We start from the raw sequence: 16,521 nt of genomic DNA, 5'->3' as shown, positions 1-16,521 counted from the left end.
CCCCACAGCATAGCCGTGAGGAGCGAAGATCTTATTTCATGCTGGCGACAATCGTCTCAACGTTATGCTTAAACGCTTTCACGTAAGTTGTCGCTGGTCCTTTCGGGCCGGACAATGCTTCAGGGTACAACTCCCCCCCGGGCTCAGCACCGCTGGCTGCTGCGATCTGTTTAACCAGACGCGGGTCGGTCTGATTTTCGATGAAGTAAGTTTTCACCTTCTCTGCTTTAATCTGCTTAATCAGAGAAGCCACACCGCTGGCACTTGCTTCAGCTTCCGTAGAAAAACCAACGGGCGCCATAAAGCTGACGTGATATTCCTGACCAAAATAGCCGAAGGCATCATGGCTGGTTAGCACTTTACGTTTCGACTGTGGGATACCGGTAAATTCAGTTTTTGCCCACGCATCCAGCTTTTGCAATTGTTCAATATAAGCAGTGCCGCGCTGACGGAAATAATCCGCATCTTCTGGATCCACTTTGATCAGCGCATTCATCACGTTAGTGGCATAAATCACGCCATTCGCCATACTGTTCCATGCATGAGGATCGGTGATTTGCTTACCGTCTTCTTCCATTTTGTGGGAATTTACGCCTTCCGATGCTGTTACCAGATGACCTTTATAACCCGATGCAGTCACCAGGCGATCGATCCACCCTTCCAGGCCCAGACCGCTGACAAAGACAACATCAGACGCATTGATGGCTTTGCTGTCTTTAGGTGAAGGTTCGAAGCTATGCGGGTCACCGTCCGGTCCGACTAACGTCGTGACTTTCACATGTTCCCCCCCCACTTCCTGAACGATATCTCCAAGAATTGAAAAGCTGGCTACCGCATCGACGGTTTTAGCCATCGCCAGCGGACTCGACAGCAGGGCAGCTACTGCGAGTGATACAGGTAATAATTTCATCATGTCCCCTTAATTGTGGTACTGCTTATTAACGTATTGCTGCTTAACTTCGCGAGGCGGTTAACATCCCGCCCCGCTTTCCGAATAAAACCGAAATGAAGAAGATCACTGTCGCACTCAGCACTATCGCGGGCCCGGCGGGCAACGAAGCATAATAAGACCAGATGAGTCCTACAACGCTGGCAATCACACCAATAATCATCGCACTCAGTAAGGTATGAGGCAGGTCGCGAGCCCAGAAACGGGCACTGGCGGCAGGCAACATCATCAGCCCGACAGACATCAGAGTGCCGAGGATCTGGAAACCCGCCACCAGATTGATCACTACCAGCGCCAGAAACATTCCATGGATCGCTGCCAGCCATTTTCCGGCGCTGACGCGCAGAAATAGCGAATCAAATGACTCAATGACCAGTGCACGGTAAATGCATGCCAAGACCAGTAAAGAAAGACTGGCGATAATACCGACCATAATCATGGCGGAGGAATCGATGGCAAGAATTGAGCCAAACAGCACATGTAAAAGATCCACGCTCGAACCGCGCAGGGAAACCAGCGTGACCCCAAGCGCCAGAGAGCCAAGATAGAAACCGGCGAAACTGGCGTCTTCTTTCAATTGTGTACGACGACTCACCAGCCCGGACAGCATCGCAACAGCCAGGCCTGCGATAAAACCACCAATCCCCATGGCGACCAGCGACATCCCCGAGATCAGATAGCCAATCGCTGCGCCGGGTAAAACAGCATGCGAAAGTGCATCACCCACCAGACTCATCCGGCGTAATAACAGGAAAACGCCCAATGGCGTGGCGCTGATTGATAATGCGATGCAGGCAATCAAAGCGCGCCGCATGAAACCGAATTCAATGAAAGGATCGGCAAGCAGATGAAAAAGCATCATGAATTTGCGACTCCCGTCGTCAGGGAGAAAGGTTCTGTCGAAATGCAGGCATGCGCCTGATGAGGAAAATGCCCGAGGACATCCTGTGCGCTTCCCCATAAATTCTGCTGTCCACTGAGGTAAAGCACGTGCGGAAAGTGTCGTGCAACCATCGAAATATCATGCAAAACCGCGATGACAGTTTTTCCTTCCTGATGCCATTGCGCGATGACTTTTAACAGTAAATCGATGGTTTGAGTGTCGATACCTGTGAACGGTTCATCAAGCATAATGAGGGGTGCCTGTTGCACCAGTAAGCGGGCAAACAGCGTACGTTGCAATTGCCCGCCAGAAAGCGATCCTACGGGCAGATGCGACATTTCCGTCATCCCCACCGTCTCCAGCGCCTTATCGACGGCTATCGCAGACTGTTGGTTTATGCCACCGAATAACCCGCTTTGCGGCCAGCATCCCATCGCGACCAGATCAAACACGCTGATAGGGAAACTGCGATCCAGCTCAGCCTGCTGTGGCAAATACGCCAGTCGGGGGCGTTTCCCGCCCGTGAAAGTTATATTCCCTGCCACAGCCTGCTGCAAACCGGCTAATGTTTTGAGAAAGGTGGATTTCCCGGCACCGTTGGCACCAATGACAGCCGTCAGGGAGCCCGGACAAAACTGTCCGTTAAGGGGCATGGCCACCGCCTGACGGTCATACCCCACTTCGAGGTCATTAACAAAAATCATGGTAGTGAAATTGCCCAGTAAATAGCTGCCCATAACAAAGCGAGCACAGCCAGTACAGCGACGCAGCGTACCGGCGAAGAAAGTGTAAAGAGTGTTTTTGTCATACCCCCTCCGAAAAGTTATAATATAACATCACAATGAGGTATGAGTATCAATACATGAACTGTTTCAGTTTTTTACGGCAGAAGGGATAGCAGGCCGTTTTTGAGAGAACACGGATCTTAACTGTTAAAAAAGAGTAAAAATTGATGAATGAGTTGTAATTTGCACTACAATCAAAAAGTTATGGAATTTTGGTTTGGAAATTTTTTTCTCTGCCCAAAACACATCCTGATGAAAATATGCGATAATGAAGGGATATGTGCTTAAGAGGTAAATGCCTTTGAAGAAATTGATCCATTGTGATATTAATGGGAATATTCTTACGGTTGATGAGTTACAACAGATTATTGAACCTGCTTTGTCTGAAATTGAAGAGTCCTTAATTGGAGATTTAACTTATTTTTCAGAAAATGCACGTTATGAAACAAATTCTTTGCAGATCGTGTCAATAACACTAATTGGCAAAAACTATTATTCAATGACTTACCAGTTCAAATGGACGATTTTCAATGGTTGTCTGGACATTAATGCTGATGAGTTAACGAAGCAAAGTGTCAGATTCTGGGTTAAACCTGACGGATTGGAGTTTGATATTATTGAGTCCTTCAAAGGCTCAACGGCTGAAGAATTGTAAGTTTGAGTAATACGTTTGCACAGCTTTCTAAAAATGAATTATATTTAAAATACCGGCTGTATATTAAATCCTTTAAACTTCATCCCGAACACTGTTCATTGTGATTGTCTTTGATGTTTAAGCCAGTTCATAGCGTTTTAGTGAGAGCCGTTTCCTGTAAGCCATTAAGTTTTGTTGTTTACTCACAGAGTGTTATCAACACCGAATAAACCATTACGGAGGGGATGATATGGATGAGTACTCGCCTAAGCGGCACGATATCGCTCAGTTACGCTACCTGAATGAAATGCTGTATGATGAAGGGATTGCGACACTGGGTGACAGTCATCATGGTTGGGTTAACGATCCGACTTCGGCTGTTAACTTGCAGCTCAATGAACTGATTGAGCACATTGCATCCTTTGTGATGAGTTTTAAAATTAAGTATCCAGACGATAACCATTTAAGTGATCTGGTTGAAGAGTATCTGGATGATACCTACACGCTGTTCAGTAATTATGGAATTAACGATTCTGATTTACGCCAATGGCAAAAGACCAAGAAGCGGTTATTCAGAATGTTCTCAGGGGACTACATCTGTACCCTAATGAAGACTTGAGTAATAATTTATATGCAGTCATCAGATAAAAATCAAAAGGCTAAGATGAACAAAATCGACTATTTGATGCGTTTACGAAAATGCACCACTATCGATACACTTGAACGTGTTATTGAAAAAAATAAGTACGAACTTTCCGACGACGAGCTGGAATTGTTTTACTCGGCAGCTGACCATCGTTTAGCGGAGCTAACGATGAACAAGTTGTACGATAAAATCCCGGTATCAGTCTGGAAATTTGTACGCTGATCTATAAAGCCAGGCCGGAATATCCCCCGGCCTGGCTGGTTAATATTTGACCATATTATCGTTAATATTATTTAACTATATCTTTGAGTTAAGTTTTTCTACTTTCTCTTTGATCTGCCGATGAAATGTTTGCAACAGAAACTGAAAACATTGTTCCGTTTTCGGTGAACGCAATGGTGCGGGTTTGCGCATCATCGCCACTGTTCTGCTTAATGTGGGCTGCTGCAAGTGAATCACTGTTAATTCATTATCGTTAAGTGTTGCAGTATATAACTCTGGTAATATTGCTAATGCCAGACGCGAACGCACCAGTCCATATAACGTCTCCTGAAAATCTACGCGATAACTCACCCGTAAATTCAAACGATGACTCTCACTCAGTGATGTCACCAGCCTGCTAACATTCCCCTTTGAGAACAAGGCAATATCTCTTTTCAGCAGTTGTCGCCAGGGAATATTGTGATCCTGAGAAAGCGGATCGTCGCGTCTGATAACCGCCACAAAAGGATCTTCCAGCAGTGGATAAACCGCTATGGATTCCGGCACTGTACTGTCTGTCGCACCGATACCAAAATCCACTGATCCGTTCTCCAGTTCCAGTAATAATGCATCGTTTGTCAGGTCATGAAATTCCACACGCATATCAGGGAAATATTCCGCCAGTAATTGTGGAACGACCGGAAATAATAAGGTACTCACCGAAGGTACTAATCCAATGCGTAATGTGCCATCCCCGCCCTGACGCATAATTTGCTGCATATCATCGAAAACACTAAGCGCGGTATTCAATAAACGTTCTGCATATGGCAGAACAGCCTCACCCTGTTCAGTCAGACTCACACCTTGTGCCGTCCGGTTGAGTAGTTTGCCCCCTAATACCGATTCAATTTGCCGAAGCGCGCTGCTCAGCGCGGGCTGACTGATCGCCAGACGATTCGCCGTATCGGTGAAACTGCGCAGTTGTGCCAGCGTCACAAAGTATTGAATTTGCTTGAGGGAAAGGGCAGGTAACCGGCGCCAGGGTTCAGACATATGAGCAGCTATTCCGCGAAAAATAGAAAACGTTTGCTCAGCATAACCGTATCTTATAAACGGATAAAATAATTCATCTGTGCAAAGCCCCCCCTGCTCCCTACATTAGCCTCACCATTGTTTAAATCCGGACACTGATATGACCGACGGCATCACCTCCCAGCCCCTGCGCCAGCGGGCTATAAACGCAGCACTGGGGAACATCCCTTTCGACCGTCTGCTGATTAATGCCCGTGTTATCGACATGGTCACAGGGGAAATTCGCGAAGCCGATGTCGGCATCACCGGCAATATGATTGCCAGCGTTCATTCACGCGGGAAATTCACGCAGACTGAAAACGTTGATGATTTATCAGGAAATTACCTCTCTCCCGGCCTTATCGACACGCACGTTCACATCGAAAGCTCGCATTTGCCACCCGAAAAATACGCCGAAATCGTCGTCGCTCAGGGCACAACAACGGTGTTTTGGGATCCGCATGAACTGGCGAATGTGCTGGGCGTTGCCGGGGTGCAGTACGCCATCCAGTCCAGCCGTAATCTGCCATTACGCGTGATATGCGCTGCGCCTTCCAGCGTGCCGTCAACACCGGGCTTAGAGATGTCCGGTGCGGATTTCACAGGCCAGGAAATGCAGACAATGCTTAGCTGGCCGGAAATTGCAGGTGTCGCCGAAGTGATGGATATGCATGGCGTGCTCAATGGCAGCGGGCGAATGCTGGAAATCCTCGAAGCCGGACTAAACAGCGGAAAGCTGATTGAAGGCCACGCACGCGGCCTCAAAGATGAACAATTGCAGGCGTATCTTGCCGCAGGTGTGACATCAGATCACGAACTGACCTCGGCTGATGATGCCCTGGAAAAGCTGCGTGCCGGTCTGACGCTGCAAATTCGCGGCTCACATCCTTATCTTCTGCCCGATATCGCAGCCGCTTTGCTCGCACTTCCCCATCTTTCATCACAAATAACATTGTGTACTGACGACGTACCGCCCGATCATCTGCTGGAAAAAGGCGGGCTGATCGCCTTAATCAAGCTCCTGATTTCCTATGGATTACGTGCAGAAGATGTACTACGCATGGCGACGTTGAATGCCGCTATTCGCATGCAACGTTCTGATTTAGGGCTGATTGCCGCAGGCCGCACGGCTGATCTTATCGCGTTTGACTCGCTGGAAAATCTTCTTCCGCGTGCAGTATATGTCGGCGGAACCTGTGTAGCTCAACAAGGCAAGCTGCTGTTTACCCCTGCCGCCGCGAGCGGAGTGGTTCCTCCACGAGACACCATGCGCTTAACGCCGCTGAACGCCGCTGATTTCAGACTAAAAATCCCGGGGCTGAACAACGGCAAAGCGCGTCTGCGCAATATTAAAGGTGCACGCTTTACACAATGGAGTGAAGTAACTGTGAATGTGCGGGATGGCGCCGTACAGATACCCGACGGCTTCAGCCTGATTTGGGTTCAGCACCGCCATGGCCGCCACGACGCCACACCGAAAATGGCATTACTTGAAGGCTGGGGAGCATTGCGCGGTGCCATCGCGACCTCTTACTCTCACGACGCCCATAATCTGGTGATTATCGGCCGGGATCCTGTCGACATGATGATAGCGGCCAATCAGCTGATCGCCAGCGGCGGCGGTATGGCGTTGAGCCAGCATGGCAAATTGCTGGCCAATATCGATATGCCGATTGCCGGAATGCTGTCTGATTTACCGGCCACGGAACTGGCCAAGCAGTTTAAAAACCTGCGCGACCTCAGTGCACAGGTCGCAGACTGGGAACCGCCTTATCGCGTTTTCAAAGCTATCGAAGGAACGTGCTTAGCCTGTAATGCAGGCCCACATCTGACTGATTTAGGGCTGACAGATGGCGGTTCACGGGAAATCGTCAACCCGGTTCTGGAAATCTGGCCAGAAGAAATCTGAAGCATTCTCAAAACCACCAGACGTAAAAAGATAGCAAACACAACATTATAAAAATTATTTTCAGAGGAATTTAAGCATGTCCGAAAGTTCTGTGAAAAATGTTACCGTCTCAGCAGACGAAAGCTGGTTACAACGCCGCTTCCATCTGCACCAGCGCCAGACCAAGATTAAAACGGAATGTCTGGCAGGCATCACCGGGTTTCTGGCGGCGGCGTATTTACTGGTGGTGATCCCGGGCTTACTGGCCGTCAGTGGTATAGATAAAGGCGCAGCCACCACCGGCGTGATCCTGGTGTTTGTACTGGGCTCTCTCCTGATGGCTTTTTACGCCAACCTGCCCTTTATGGTCGGGCCTGGCATTGGCGGCTCGGTACTGGTCGGTATTACGCTGGCGGGCGACGGAGTTACCTGGCCCGTCGCGCTGGGGATTGCATGCTGGTCGGGGATTTTATTTTTCGTGATGACAGTGTTTGGCTTACGCGAAGTAGTCACCCGTTCTGTTCCGCAGTCGATCAAGCTTGGGCTGACCGCTTCTATTGGCATTTTTGTCGCCCTGCTCGGCTTCCGCAATGCCGGGCTGGTAATGGCAAATACCAAAACACATGCACTGGCGCTGGGAGATTTTACTGCGCCGGGTGCGTTAATTGCACTTCTTGGTCTGCTGGTCGCCGTGGGGTTACAGGCTCGTAAAGTACCAGGTGCCATTTTATGGGCCATTTTGCTGGCGACGGTGGCGGGTATACCGTTTGGCGTAACGCATTTACCTGAGCAATGGATCTCGCTGCCTCACTCGGTTGCTCCGTTATTGGGCAAAGTCGATCTTATCGGTGCTATCAACATCGCCTTTCTGCCATTCCTGTTTATCTTCTTCGCCTCGGAGTTCTTCTCTACGATGGGCACCACACTGGCTGTCGGTGGTGAGGCTGGATTGCTCGATGAACACGGCAATATGAAAAACATCAACCGGCCTTTCATGGTGGATTCCATTGCAGCAGCGCTGGGCCCGATCGTCGGTATCCCTGCCGCCACTGCGCTGATAGAATCCTCCGCGGCTGCCGAAGCAGGCGGGAAAACTGGCCTGACGGCGCTGGCTGCGGCCATAATGTTTCTGCTGATGCTGTTATTTACTCCGATTGCGCTGATGATCCCGAAAGAGGCGACCGCACCGGCACTGATTCTGATTGGCCTGAACATGTTCAGTAATTTGCGAAAAGTGGACTTAGCGAATTTTACCGACGCGCTGCCGGTACTGATGATGGTAATGATTACGCTGATTTCCAACAGCTTCGGCACCGGTATCGCCGGCGGGCTGCTGTTTTACGTCATCATTAAAGTGGTCGCAGGAAAAGCACGTGAAGTGCCTGCAGGCCTTTATATTCTGGCAATCCCGCTGGTGTATTATTTTGCGACGCTGGTTCATCACTGAAACTTTCGGGTTAACAGAGGGCGCGTGAAAACGTGCCCTTTTTTATGGGCGCAGCCTGGCTTTGAAGATATTTTTTAGGGGGAAATCAAAGAGAAGAGATAATTCCGGGGGCCTGAAATGGTGGAGGCCCTGCCAGCTAACTTTTTTACAATAAAACCCTTTATTTTCAATGCACTAAAAGGCAGTGAGACATAAGAAATGTACCACCATAACGAGTAAAAAGAAAGCGCCCATACGGCGCTTTCTTTAGCACTATTTATTTACCTAAGTGCGCTCTTACTTTCGCCGTACCGCTACCAACCGCAGCCACGGCTTGCCGCAGCTTCGCCTCAGTAACCCCTAATGCTTGAGTCCAATAAGACACTTCCCAAGATTCGTTCAGGTTAATAAAGCGTTTATCTTCAGGTTGACGGCGATGTAAGTTATCTACCATTTGGCTTGTCCCAAGTAACACAAGCATATGCTTGCATTACGGTTATACCCCCACAAAAATTAGGCGTAAAGGGCATTAAATAAGCACATGACTTGGATCATAAATGAGGAATGGTGGTACTGAGGATATAACCCCCATGCATAAAAAAAACCGGGCGGTTTTACATAAGAATTTATTTTTACAAAAACATCTTGCTGATTTCATGATTTTGCCTAATGTATCTTTTTGTAACATCAATCATGGGGGAGTGTTATGGAACGTGAAAACTTTAGAGCTTCAGCACAGTACAATGATTGGAAAGGAACAGCCGCAGCTGATGATGCCGATAACGATGATTTCAGTGATTATCTTCGCGGAATTGGTAAGTTAGCAGAACATGAAGTTGTTGTCGGGATAAGTTTTTATTCTGCGCAGAATTTTACACACGTTAATGCCTTCATTAGCGATGGAGGCGAAGGTTTACGACGTATAACAGTCCCAATCGGCGTTGCCGAGTTTTTCGAGAAGTTTAAGAGATTTTCGATCTACATATCTCGAGATGGTCGCTTTGATGGTGAAGAAATTGAATTTGAAAATGACGATGATGTGTAAGTTGTCATAGCCATAAAAAAGGCCGGACGTCGCCCGTCCGGCCTTAGCTTACTTCTTTCAGTTTTTGCTGTGTCACGTAGTACTGGATCGCAGCCTCAAGGCTTCCAAGAGTGGCGATTTTACTGAGGAATGTACTACGGTGAACTTTCAGCAAGCGGCACAAAGCGCTGACGTTCAGCAAGCCTGCATCGTCAAGGGTCTTGACCTTGACACTCAAAATCGGCGCATTGCCCACACCCAACAGATTGAGTTTCATTTTTTACCTCTCCAGAATGACGGAGGGCGGCAATCACCGCCCCAAACCGTTAGCGCTTACGCCGCGTTATCCATCGTCACTTTCAAAACGAAGTCCGGGCGCATCGGGATTTGAATCTGAGAGAGTTCGCTGACTGTCTCATAATTCATAAACTTGTCACGGAGTACGTAATGATAACTCGGATAGACCGGCCCAGATGCAACCTCTGCATGACGGCTCGCCGGGGTCATGTACGTCATATACGGACTTAAATCACCTTCAACAACGTTGGAGAAGGTCGCCAACATGTAGCCATCACCATCAGCAATTTGGTACATAGGATCATCTACCTGGATCACGGTTACACGTCCAAGGTTGAAGCGGTCATATGCACCCAGTTCAGTTGGGAAGACGATATCGTTAGAAGTCGCTCCAAACAGTGCAGCCTGATACGCCGTTGGGTTGCCTTGGATCGCAGTAAACAGAGATGGAGAAGCCAGCAAGTAAACCTGCGCGATGCTTGAACTCCAGCCGCCGAGCGCTTTCTTGAGCTTGGTCACAGCGTTCTGCATCTCAGTGATCACATTAGCACTGACGCCAGTCTTCACTGTGATAGACGGCTGCTCAATTCCCCAGAAGTCTGTCCAAACGATTGTTGGGCCTTCACGAAGGTGAGTGGCTTCCACAGTATTGTGCAGCAAGCTCTGTGCCATTTGATATTCAACATCCCGGCGGGTTTGCAGGTAATGTTTCATGGCGTGAGTAGCAACAACGTCCTCAGCAGTCAATTGACGATTCTCGCCCGGAGCACGTTTCCCCTGCCAGTCTTGGCTGGTAATTGTTGAGCTGTAAACGTGCAAAGGAGCTTGAACAGTGATGTTAGCCGCTTTCGGGAAGTTGATAGCACTCATGTCTGAACCATAGCGATTCTGAGATTTAGTCACTTCACGTTGCACATCTTCCAGTGTATCCAGACTGATGATCTGGGTATCGCTTGGGCGGGCAGTGAAGATGCCGAGTGAACTCAGCAAAAATCCATCGCCATATGGCTTGACGAATTGACCGGAAAGGTTTGTAAAATCGGATAATTTCATTTTATTGTCGTCCTTGATTAGATTGAAGTTTGTGGGATGTTTGCAGCAGCAATGCGGTTACCTTGCTTCGCTAAGGCTGCATAAGCAGCGGTCGCTACTGTGGTAGCACCGGCAATAACCAATCCTGCTGGGTTGAAAATGCATCCGGTGTCACTGACAACCACACTACGGGCATCACCCTTTAGAACGTTGTCCAGAACGACAGCACAATTATCACCATCAGCAGCGACATAGGCCGCGCCGGTTGTTGGGTTGATCACATCTCCGCAAGCGACATCAGCAGCCAGATCAAGGATCACCGTGCGTTTATGAAAAATCGGACTATCGGTATAAACCAATACATCCTGTGGGGATTTGCTTTCGTATTCGAAGGCCATATTTTTATTTCTCCGTCAGTTGTGTGTTTCGCGGCTGATATGCCGCTGTTATTGCCTGTCCGGTAGTTTGCCGGGCGGCTTTCAGCACTTAGGCCCGAGGCGCTAACCGTCGGGCTTAGGAGAAATGCAGAGATGCTTTTATCTTGGGAGGTTTCACACCATCAGAAAAAGGTGCACCGCAACCGGAGGTAGTTAGCAAACAGCCCCGGCACGGTGACGGAAACACGGGTGAACGTGAGTTTTCTGACGGAGAGAACAGAAAGAGGGAGCGGCGGCACGTCCATTGAAGGGCAAGGAGTCCCAAACGTGACGCGCTCAATGCCAGTTTGCATCATGGCAAGATGGCCCACTGAGGAGAGGGACGTAGTGCGGTTGTTACGCCGCTGGCAAACCCCATCATGGTAGGCATACCACGACAGGAGAATAGGATGGCGCTGGTACAAAGAGGCTAATCTTGGAACCAGCACCGGGAAGGTGATCACGTAAACATGGCTGTAGTACGGTCTAACTGGAGACATTAATCACCTTGTATATAATCTTATCATGAAACTATAACTTAGGCAATCAAATTTGTCGTTAATTTTGACGGTATGATTAATACCGGGGGCGACTGATACGGGGCATTTCTGCCCCGCTTTTCAGCTTACTGTTGTGGCACACCTGTTAGCAGGTTCAGATGCTTTTGAGTCTCAGCATCTACACGGGCATCGATCAAATCCTTAACCGTTCCATCGTTAACCGTTACGGTAACGTGAGAATTCACATCCACAGGTGCTGGCGTTAGTCCAGTAGCCGGAGTGCGTGAGTAAACATCCCCCATATTTGGAACGGTGAATGTTGGCATCTGGTTAAAGCTCATCCCCGGATTAGCTGGAAACATCAGGTTAGAGATAGAAGAACCACCATTTCCACCCTGAGAACCGGCCTGATAGGTCTGCAATCGCGGGTCGGTCTCATGGGAGAAGATGCCGTCAATAGTACGTCCCACGCTGCGCGGATCCCAACCTGTCTTGCTCTGGAACCAGTCAGCGGCTGCATTCCCACCATCCCCGGAGATTGTGTTATAAACTGCATCAGGCAAGGTCTGGCCTTCTTTCAGCTTTTCACCGATCATCCCGGCCCAACTTAATACGTTGGTTGCCAGCTCACCAAGGCTTTTGCCCAAATTATCAGCGATAGGGATAAGGCCCGTCATGCTCTGGCGTAGCGTATCCGTGTTGGTAGCGTACTGCCCCAGACCAGCAACGAACGACGCAGAGAAATGATCGCCTAAGGACTCCTGCACGCGGGCGTATTCAGAACCTAATGAGGACAATTTATCAAGGTTCGCTTGTTGTGCCTGTGATAGCGCCCAGCCCTCTTTTGATAGCTGCTTCATACGATCTATAACGGCGTCGCCCTGATCATCGAAGACAGAAAGGAAAACACTGCCATCGTTCACAGCCTCGGCAAGATGTCGCACTTGGTTGTCAGTCCACTTGAAATTTTTCTGTAATTGTTTCAAGTAGATGATGAAATCCGGGAAGTTCTTGACCTTCTGGAGTTCACCGATCACCGTCTGGGCAACCTTCTGGTTTCCGTTGGTGGATGTCAGCACGTTATTGATGATATCTGCGAACTCACCACCGCCGCTGAAATTAACCGCGCCTGTCTTCTTGTTCTTTTTAAAGGAACCGGTGTTAATCAACTCACCGGATTTTTCTCGTGTATCTTTAGAAAGATCCGCGAGTTTATCAGCACTGAGGGAATAGCCCGCCTTGCTCATGGCTAAATCTTGGATCGCAGCAAACTGCATTTGTCCAAACCCGTACGGTTCAAGTTTTTTAACATCGCGGGATCGTTCCATGCTCTCACTCAAGACACCGCCCGCGCGGGCAATGCCCATGGTTCCCGCTAATGTTGCAGCGCCCACAGCGCCGCCAGCTAACAACCACGAACCGCTGGAGTTGCGTTTTTCAGTATTAACGCGCCCTGCACGCCGCCCCGCTGCTTTCTGTTCACGGGTAATGCGGTTTTGCAGACGGGCCTGATTCCTTAATTCCTGAGTGATACGGGCCATCTCGAAGCGTGTTTCTTCAATGGTGTACCTTTCTTCTTTCTGGGCTTTCAGTGCTTCCTTGGCGGCGCTGATGGCCTTATATCGGGTTGCCACATCGGCCCCGTTGATGTTACTCAGCGTCAGGGCACTACGGCGAAGTTGATTATAATAATTAACCTCCCGTTTCATCGCCGATTCCCGTTTCTCCTCTGCGGCTATCGCCTGTTTGGTGGCTGCTATTTCCTGTGCACGTTGGGCCTGTCCCCGTGCCATTGCGGCATTCTGAGCATCTACAAGTGAAGGATTATAGGACTCGCCCGGCTTGCCGAAATGTTGGAGGCCGGAAGGCGTATAACGTGCAGCACGAGATGCCCGGTGATTCGCCATTTTCTCATTGATGGCAAACAGCCGAGATTGCATCTTCGCTGCATTCAAATCGTACGATGCTGCTGCATTCGCATTCTTAGCGTTGAGCACTCCCATCTTTTTAGCGTGGGCTTGCTCGTTCTGGGCGAACTTCGCGGCTGTCTGGGCTTGCTTGTGCTGTTCAGCACCAAGGCGCTGTGCAAGTTTTAAGCGTTTTGTATGGGCTTTAGCGGCCTGTAACTGGGCCTTGCCTTCACTCTGCGTGGCTCGCTTCTGGGCCTGCTCCAGCGCTTTGGCGGGCTTCTCCTGTGCCGTCTTAAGCGATTTGATACGCTTCAATGCCTTTTGATAGCTGGTTTCGTCTACATCCCAAACTACTTTATTGACGAGGGTCGATACTGTGTAGTTAGTCGTGCTCATTACGCCCCCTTGCTGTCGGTGATGATTTCAGCGTATCGGTCTGGGTCAGTCGCCTGAAATGCTCGTGCAGCTTCACGCGCTCGCGCCAATAATTCGGGGTCGATCACATGTTCCTGAAAACCACCCGCCCCACCACCTAACGACTTAATTACGCGTTTTTTGGTCACGGGTGAGGTTGTTGTGACCTTTGGCTCTGCTGGCTTCAAATAGTCTGCGGGGTGAAGTTTGAGAAAATCATCCACGGCGGTTTTAACTGCGTTTTGGCGCTCGACATCGAGCATCGGTTCAATGGTGCGCCCGGTCATGGCTGCGGCGATGGAATCGCGAACGGTTTTCAGTAAGTTTTTCATTATTTTTTTCCGTATAAGGTACAAGCCGTCATGAAGGCATAGGAAAACGCCAACCGATAACGGCAGGTAAGAGAGATATTCAAGTAATAAGGTCATGCTGATGGGTCAGGCTTCCCCTGCGGGGATTGGGTCATGCGGTGGCTTTAGTGGCTGTCTGTTGCACTGCGGCTATCGTATTTGGATGCAATTTCCGGTTGCTGTACATTTTCACCGGTTTAAATTTGCTGGTACTTTTACGGTCAACCACTAGTTTGTAGGCTACGTAAAGCGGATCATCCTGTGCAGGCATCCGGGATTGTATTGCAGTCTCAGGCACACCGTTCTGGCGGAGGGACATCACAAGCGTGTACAACGGCATGTCTAATGCGGCACATATGTCAGCCAATAGCGCATTTTCGTGAAATGATGTCAGTGCTAAACGGGCGTTTTCATATGCATTAGTTCGGGTCACGCGTCTGCATCTGCTGTTCCACCCTTCATCATGCAGTTGCTGCACTTTTTCCACCGGCAGGCGTAACAATAGCGACACCTTGCCAACGGTATGGCCGTGAACCAGTAGAGTGCACGCTTTTTTGATCAGGGAGTCATCACGCTGGCGGCAGTGATAGAAGGTTTTTAGGTCTGGTAATTTTTGTTCGATGTTTTCTTCTGGGGTGGCGGTCAGCGCCTTGCGTTTCTCATTCGTCATTTTTTCCTCAGCATTAAAAAGGTAGGTAGTCAGGCAGTGCTTTAGCCGATACAGCTTTATAAGCGGCAATTTGCGCGGCTGTCAGCCCTGTAGATTTTCGGTCGATTGTTGGTGTTTTGTGCCCGGTTTCCCACGTGGTTGACTGCGGATCTGGTATTTCAGCCTGCTTTTTGAAATCAATATGCAAAACATTATCGCCAGTTTCTTTAGATGCCCTCAGCCGCTTAAGTGCCTTATCATGATCGTAGGACGGTTCACCGTTTAACAGTTTCGGGTAATTGAATACAAGGTTCTCTTCCTGGCTCACTACTGAGCGCACTTCGTATGAATGGCTCTTCTGACTCTCATCAATGACAAGTAAACCAAGCGTTTCAAGAACCTTTATCCACTTACCAAGTGTTTTTGGTGTGCAGCGGCATTTAGTCGCAATATCGCGCTGGTCTTCATAGAATTGCTTGCCCTTTTCCCGATAGCTGTTGTACTGGTCAATCATGTAGGTATGGACCTTTTCAAGTTTTTCCTCAATATCGTAAGATTCACCAGTTGTGATGTTTGTTACTGATGCTGCGTAGAAAAGGCGGCGATCTTCTTCGAGCCATATTTCTGGTTTATTTTGCGAAGCTCTTTCTGTCATATTCATCTCCATTAAGTTTCCCCAAGTCGGGTAAAGTTATGCCGTTATCGAAAAGATATGCGGCGATTTCAAGTACCTCACGAGCGAGGTTTGGTACATTTGTCTTACGAATTTTCGCCTCTTCCAGCAGTGAGGCATATACGTGCTGCTGTATTTTCAGATTCATTGCATGGGTCCCCCAAAAGGTAAAAGGTCTCGCCTCTGCATATCGCATTGCGATCAGAGGTTTGAAGGTCTTGTGACCTTGCATTTATTTTAGTTTGCCGTTGTGCGGCTATTTGGTTGGATCAGTGTTGTGGTGGGTAATGCTAAAAGCGGAAGTTAGTCCGTCGTCGTCATATCCGGGACTGGTTTGCCTGTGAGTTTCTCCAGTTCGCCCGCCACCTCGATCATTTTGAGGATTAACACCTGATCGTTCATCAGCCCGATCCCCTGCTTCGCGTAAAACAGACGCCACGCGGTGAGCACTGGCTGGATGATGTCCAGAACATCGCACCCTTTTGCCAGTTCGGCGTTGTACGGAGAGAGGATCTTCTTGATGGTTTTAGCGCCGCGATTCTGGGATTTCAGGCGTTTAAGGATGTTCAGCGCCTTGCGGGTCTCTGGGAAGTGTTTGTCAGCTTTTGCAGCTCCGCCCATGCGGGATCGGAATGCGTGTAAATTTTGAGCGGTTGTGATTCCAGCGTCGATTGCTTCGACGATCTCGTTTGCGGTTGCGCTGGTAAAGTCCAGCAGTGCAGGTTTTGCCATTGATTCCCCTATAAGGTTGATTTGTCAGTTAACACGGCAGG

21 protein-coding genes are annotated in these 16,521 nt (G+C 49.1%); 6 read left to right on the top strand and 15 right to left on the bottom strand.

What is annotated here, in order from left to right; all coding sequences use genetic code 11:
• Positions 1 to 31 precede the first annotated feature (31 nt).
• The 3 genes from EX31_RS22455 to EX31_RS22445 are packed head-to-tail and all read right to left on the bottom strand — an operon-like array spanning position 32 to position 2,536.
• Positions 32 to 910 carry a metal ABC transporter substrate-binding protein gene (locus tag EX31_RS22455; protein ID WP_037036875.1) on the bottom strand — a complete coding sequence of 293 codons (879 nt, stop codon included), beginning with the start codon at positions 908 to 910 and terminating at the stop codon, positions 32 to 34.
• 43 nt (positions 911 to 953) lie between these two features.
• Complete coding sequence (locus tag EX31_RS22450) at positions 954 to 1,811, bottom strand: metal ABC transporter permease (protein WP_013576613.1); 858 nt, start codon at positions 1,809 to 1,811, stop codon at positions 954 to 956.
• Positions 1,808 to 2,536 carry a metal ABC transporter ATP-binding protein gene (locus EX31_RS22445; RefSeq protein ID WP_173362112.1) on the bottom strand — a complete coding sequence of 243 codons (729 nt, stop codon included), beginning with the start codon at positions 2,534 to 2,536 and terminating at the stop codon, positions 1,808 to 1,810. The genes EX31_RS22450 and EX31_RS22445 overlap by 4 nt, the downstream gene beginning before the upstream one ends.
• Before the next feature lie 376 nt (positions 2,537 to 2,912).
• Between EX31_RS22445 and EX31_RS22440 the strand changes: the two genes are divergently transcribed.
• From EX31_RS22440 to EX31_RS22430, 3 genes are all read left to right on the top strand, one after another.
• Complete coding sequence (locus EX31_RS22440) at positions 2,913 to 3,272, top strand: hypothetical protein (protein ID WP_231576100.1); 360 nt, start codon at positions 2,913 to 2,915, stop codon at positions 3,270 to 3,272.
• Positions 3,273 to 3,501: 229 nt separating this feature from the next.
• Positions 3,502 to 3,870 (top strand): Hha toxicity modulator TomB, encoded by a 369-nt coding sequence (tomB, locus tag EX31_RS22435; RefSeq protein WP_013576616.1) that lies wholly within the window; start codon positions 3,502 to 3,504, stop codon positions 3,868 to 3,870.
• 45 nt (positions 3,871 to 3,915) lie between these two features.
• Positions 3,916 to 4,119 carry an HHA domain-containing protein gene (locus tag EX31_RS22430; protein ID WP_013576617.1) on the top strand — a complete coding sequence of 68 codons (204 nt, stop codon included), beginning with the start codon at positions 3,916 to 3,918 and terminating at the stop codon, positions 4,117 to 4,119.
• A 75-nt stretch (positions 4,120 to 4,194) separates the two neighbouring features.
• Here the strand turns inward: EX31_RS22430 and EX31_RS22425 are convergent, their stop codons facing one another.
• A complete protein-coding gene (locus EX31_RS22425; protein ID WP_013576618.1) occupies positions 4,195 to 5,151 on the bottom strand; it encodes a LysR family transcriptional regulator in 957 nt (318 codons plus the stop codon).
• 139 nt (positions 5,152 to 5,290) lie between these two features.
• Between EX31_RS22425 and EX31_RS22420 the strand changes: the two genes are divergently transcribed.
• Together EX31_RS22420 and EX31_RS22415 are read left to right on the top strand one after the other, a co-directional pair.
• Positions 5,291 to 7,078 (top strand): adenine deaminase, encoded by a 1,788-nt coding sequence (locus EX31_RS22420; RefSeq protein ID WP_037036873.1) that lies wholly within the window; start codon positions 5,291 to 5,293, stop codon positions 7,076 to 7,078.
• A 76-nt stretch (positions 7,079 to 7,154) separates the two neighbouring features.
• Positions 7,155 to 8,504 carry an NCS2 family permease gene (locus EX31_RS22415; protein ID WP_037036870.1) on the top strand — a complete coding sequence of 450 codons (1,350 nt, stop codon included), beginning with the start codon at positions 7,155 to 7,157 and terminating at the stop codon, positions 8,502 to 8,504.
• Positions 8,505 to 8,760: 256 nt separating this feature from the next.
• Here EX31_RS22415 and EX31_RS25630 read toward each other — a convergent pair whose 3' ends face one another.
• On the bottom strand, positions 8,761 to 8,937 hold the full coding sequence (locus tag EX31_RS25630; protein ID WP_072012306.1) for a DUF3606 domain-containing protein: 177 nt from the start codon (positions 8,935 to 8,937) through the stop codon (positions 8,761 to 8,763).
• 252 nt (positions 8,938 to 9,189) lie between these two features.
• Between EX31_RS25630 and EX31_RS22410 the strand changes: the two genes are divergently transcribed.
• The gene (locus EX31_RS22410) at positions 9,190 to 9,528 is read left to right on the top strand and encodes a hypothetical protein (RefSeq protein WP_037036867.1); all 339 of its coding nucleotides are present in this window, start codon (positions 9,190 to 9,192) and stop codon (positions 9,526 to 9,528) included.
• A 43-nt stretch (positions 9,529 to 9,571) separates the two neighbouring features.
• On the opposite strand, the gene EX31_RS22405 is transcribed toward EX31_RS22410, so the two are convergent.
• From EX31_RS22405 to EX31_RS22365, 10 genes are all read right to left on the bottom strand, one after another.
• Complete coding sequence (locus EX31_RS22405) at positions 9,572 to 9,784, bottom strand: hypothetical protein (protein ID WP_037036864.1); 213 nt, start codon at positions 9,782 to 9,784, stop codon at positions 9,572 to 9,574.
• Between the two features lie 56 nt (positions 9,785 to 9,840).
• The gene (locus tag EX31_RS22400; RefSeq protein WP_037036862.1) at positions 9,841 to 10,857 is read right to left on the bottom strand and encodes a major capsid protein; all 1,017 of its coding nucleotides are present in this window, start codon (positions 10,855 to 10,857) and stop codon (positions 9,841 to 9,843) included.
• A 17-nt stretch (positions 10,858 to 10,874) separates the two neighbouring features.
• On the bottom strand, positions 10,875 to 11,234 hold the full coding sequence (locus EX31_RS22395) for a hypothetical protein (protein ID WP_037036859.1): 360 nt from the start codon (positions 11,232 to 11,234) through the stop codon (positions 10,875 to 10,877).
• A gap of 161 nt (positions 11,235 to 11,395) precedes the next feature.
• A complete protein-coding gene (locus tag EX31_RS26105; RefSeq protein ID WP_156106993.1) occupies positions 11,396 to 11,752 on the bottom strand; it encodes a hypothetical protein in 357 nt (118 codons plus the stop codon).
• 125 nt (positions 11,753 to 11,877) lie between these two features.
• Positions 11,878 to 14,058: a coiled-coil domain-containing protein gene (locus EX31_RS22390; RefSeq protein ID WP_037036855.1), complete on the bottom strand. Its 2,181-nt coding sequence runs from the start codon at positions 14,056 to 14,058 to the stop codon at positions 11,878 to 11,880.
• Complete coding sequence (locus EX31_RS22385; RefSeq protein ID WP_037036852.1) at positions 14,058 to 14,408, bottom strand: hypothetical protein; 351 nt, start codon at positions 14,406 to 14,408, stop codon at positions 14,058 to 14,060. Before EX31_RS22385 ends, EX31_RS22390 begins: the two co-directional genes overlap by 1 nt.
• Positions 14,409 to 14,538: 130 nt before the next feature.
• Positions 14,539 to 15,096, bottom strand: coding sequence for a hypothetical protein (locus tag EX31_RS22380; protein WP_037036849.1), 558 nt, complete (start codon positions 15,094 to 15,096; stop codon positions 14,539 to 14,541).
• Positions 15,097 to 15,109: 13 nt separating this feature from the next.
• The gene (locus tag EX31_RS22375) at positions 15,110 to 15,730 is read right to left on the bottom strand and encodes a DUF6945 domain-containing protein (protein ID WP_037036846.1); all 621 of its coding nucleotides are present in this window, start codon (positions 15,728 to 15,730) and stop codon (positions 15,110 to 15,112) included.
• Complete coding sequence (locus EX31_RS22370) at positions 15,705 to 15,896, bottom strand: hypothetical protein (protein WP_156106992.1); 192 nt, start codon at positions 15,894 to 15,896, stop codon at positions 15,705 to 15,707. Before EX31_RS22370 ends, EX31_RS22375 begins: the two co-directional genes overlap by 26 nt.
• A 155-nt stretch (positions 15,897 to 16,051) precedes the next feature.
• On the bottom strand, positions 16,052 to 16,480 hold the full coding sequence (locus EX31_RS22365) for a hypothetical protein (protein ID WP_037036842.1): 429 nt from the start codon (positions 16,478 to 16,480) through the stop codon (positions 16,052 to 16,054).
• Positions 16,481 to 16,521 lie beyond the last annotated feature (41 nt).

Source organism: Rahnella sp. WP5 (assembly GCF_000745615.1).
Lineage (GTDB): Bacteria > Pseudomonadota > Gammaproteobacteria > Enterobacterales > Enterobacteriaceae > Rahnella > Rahnella aceris.
This window is presented reverse-complemented; position numbering and strand designations above follow the sequence as displayed.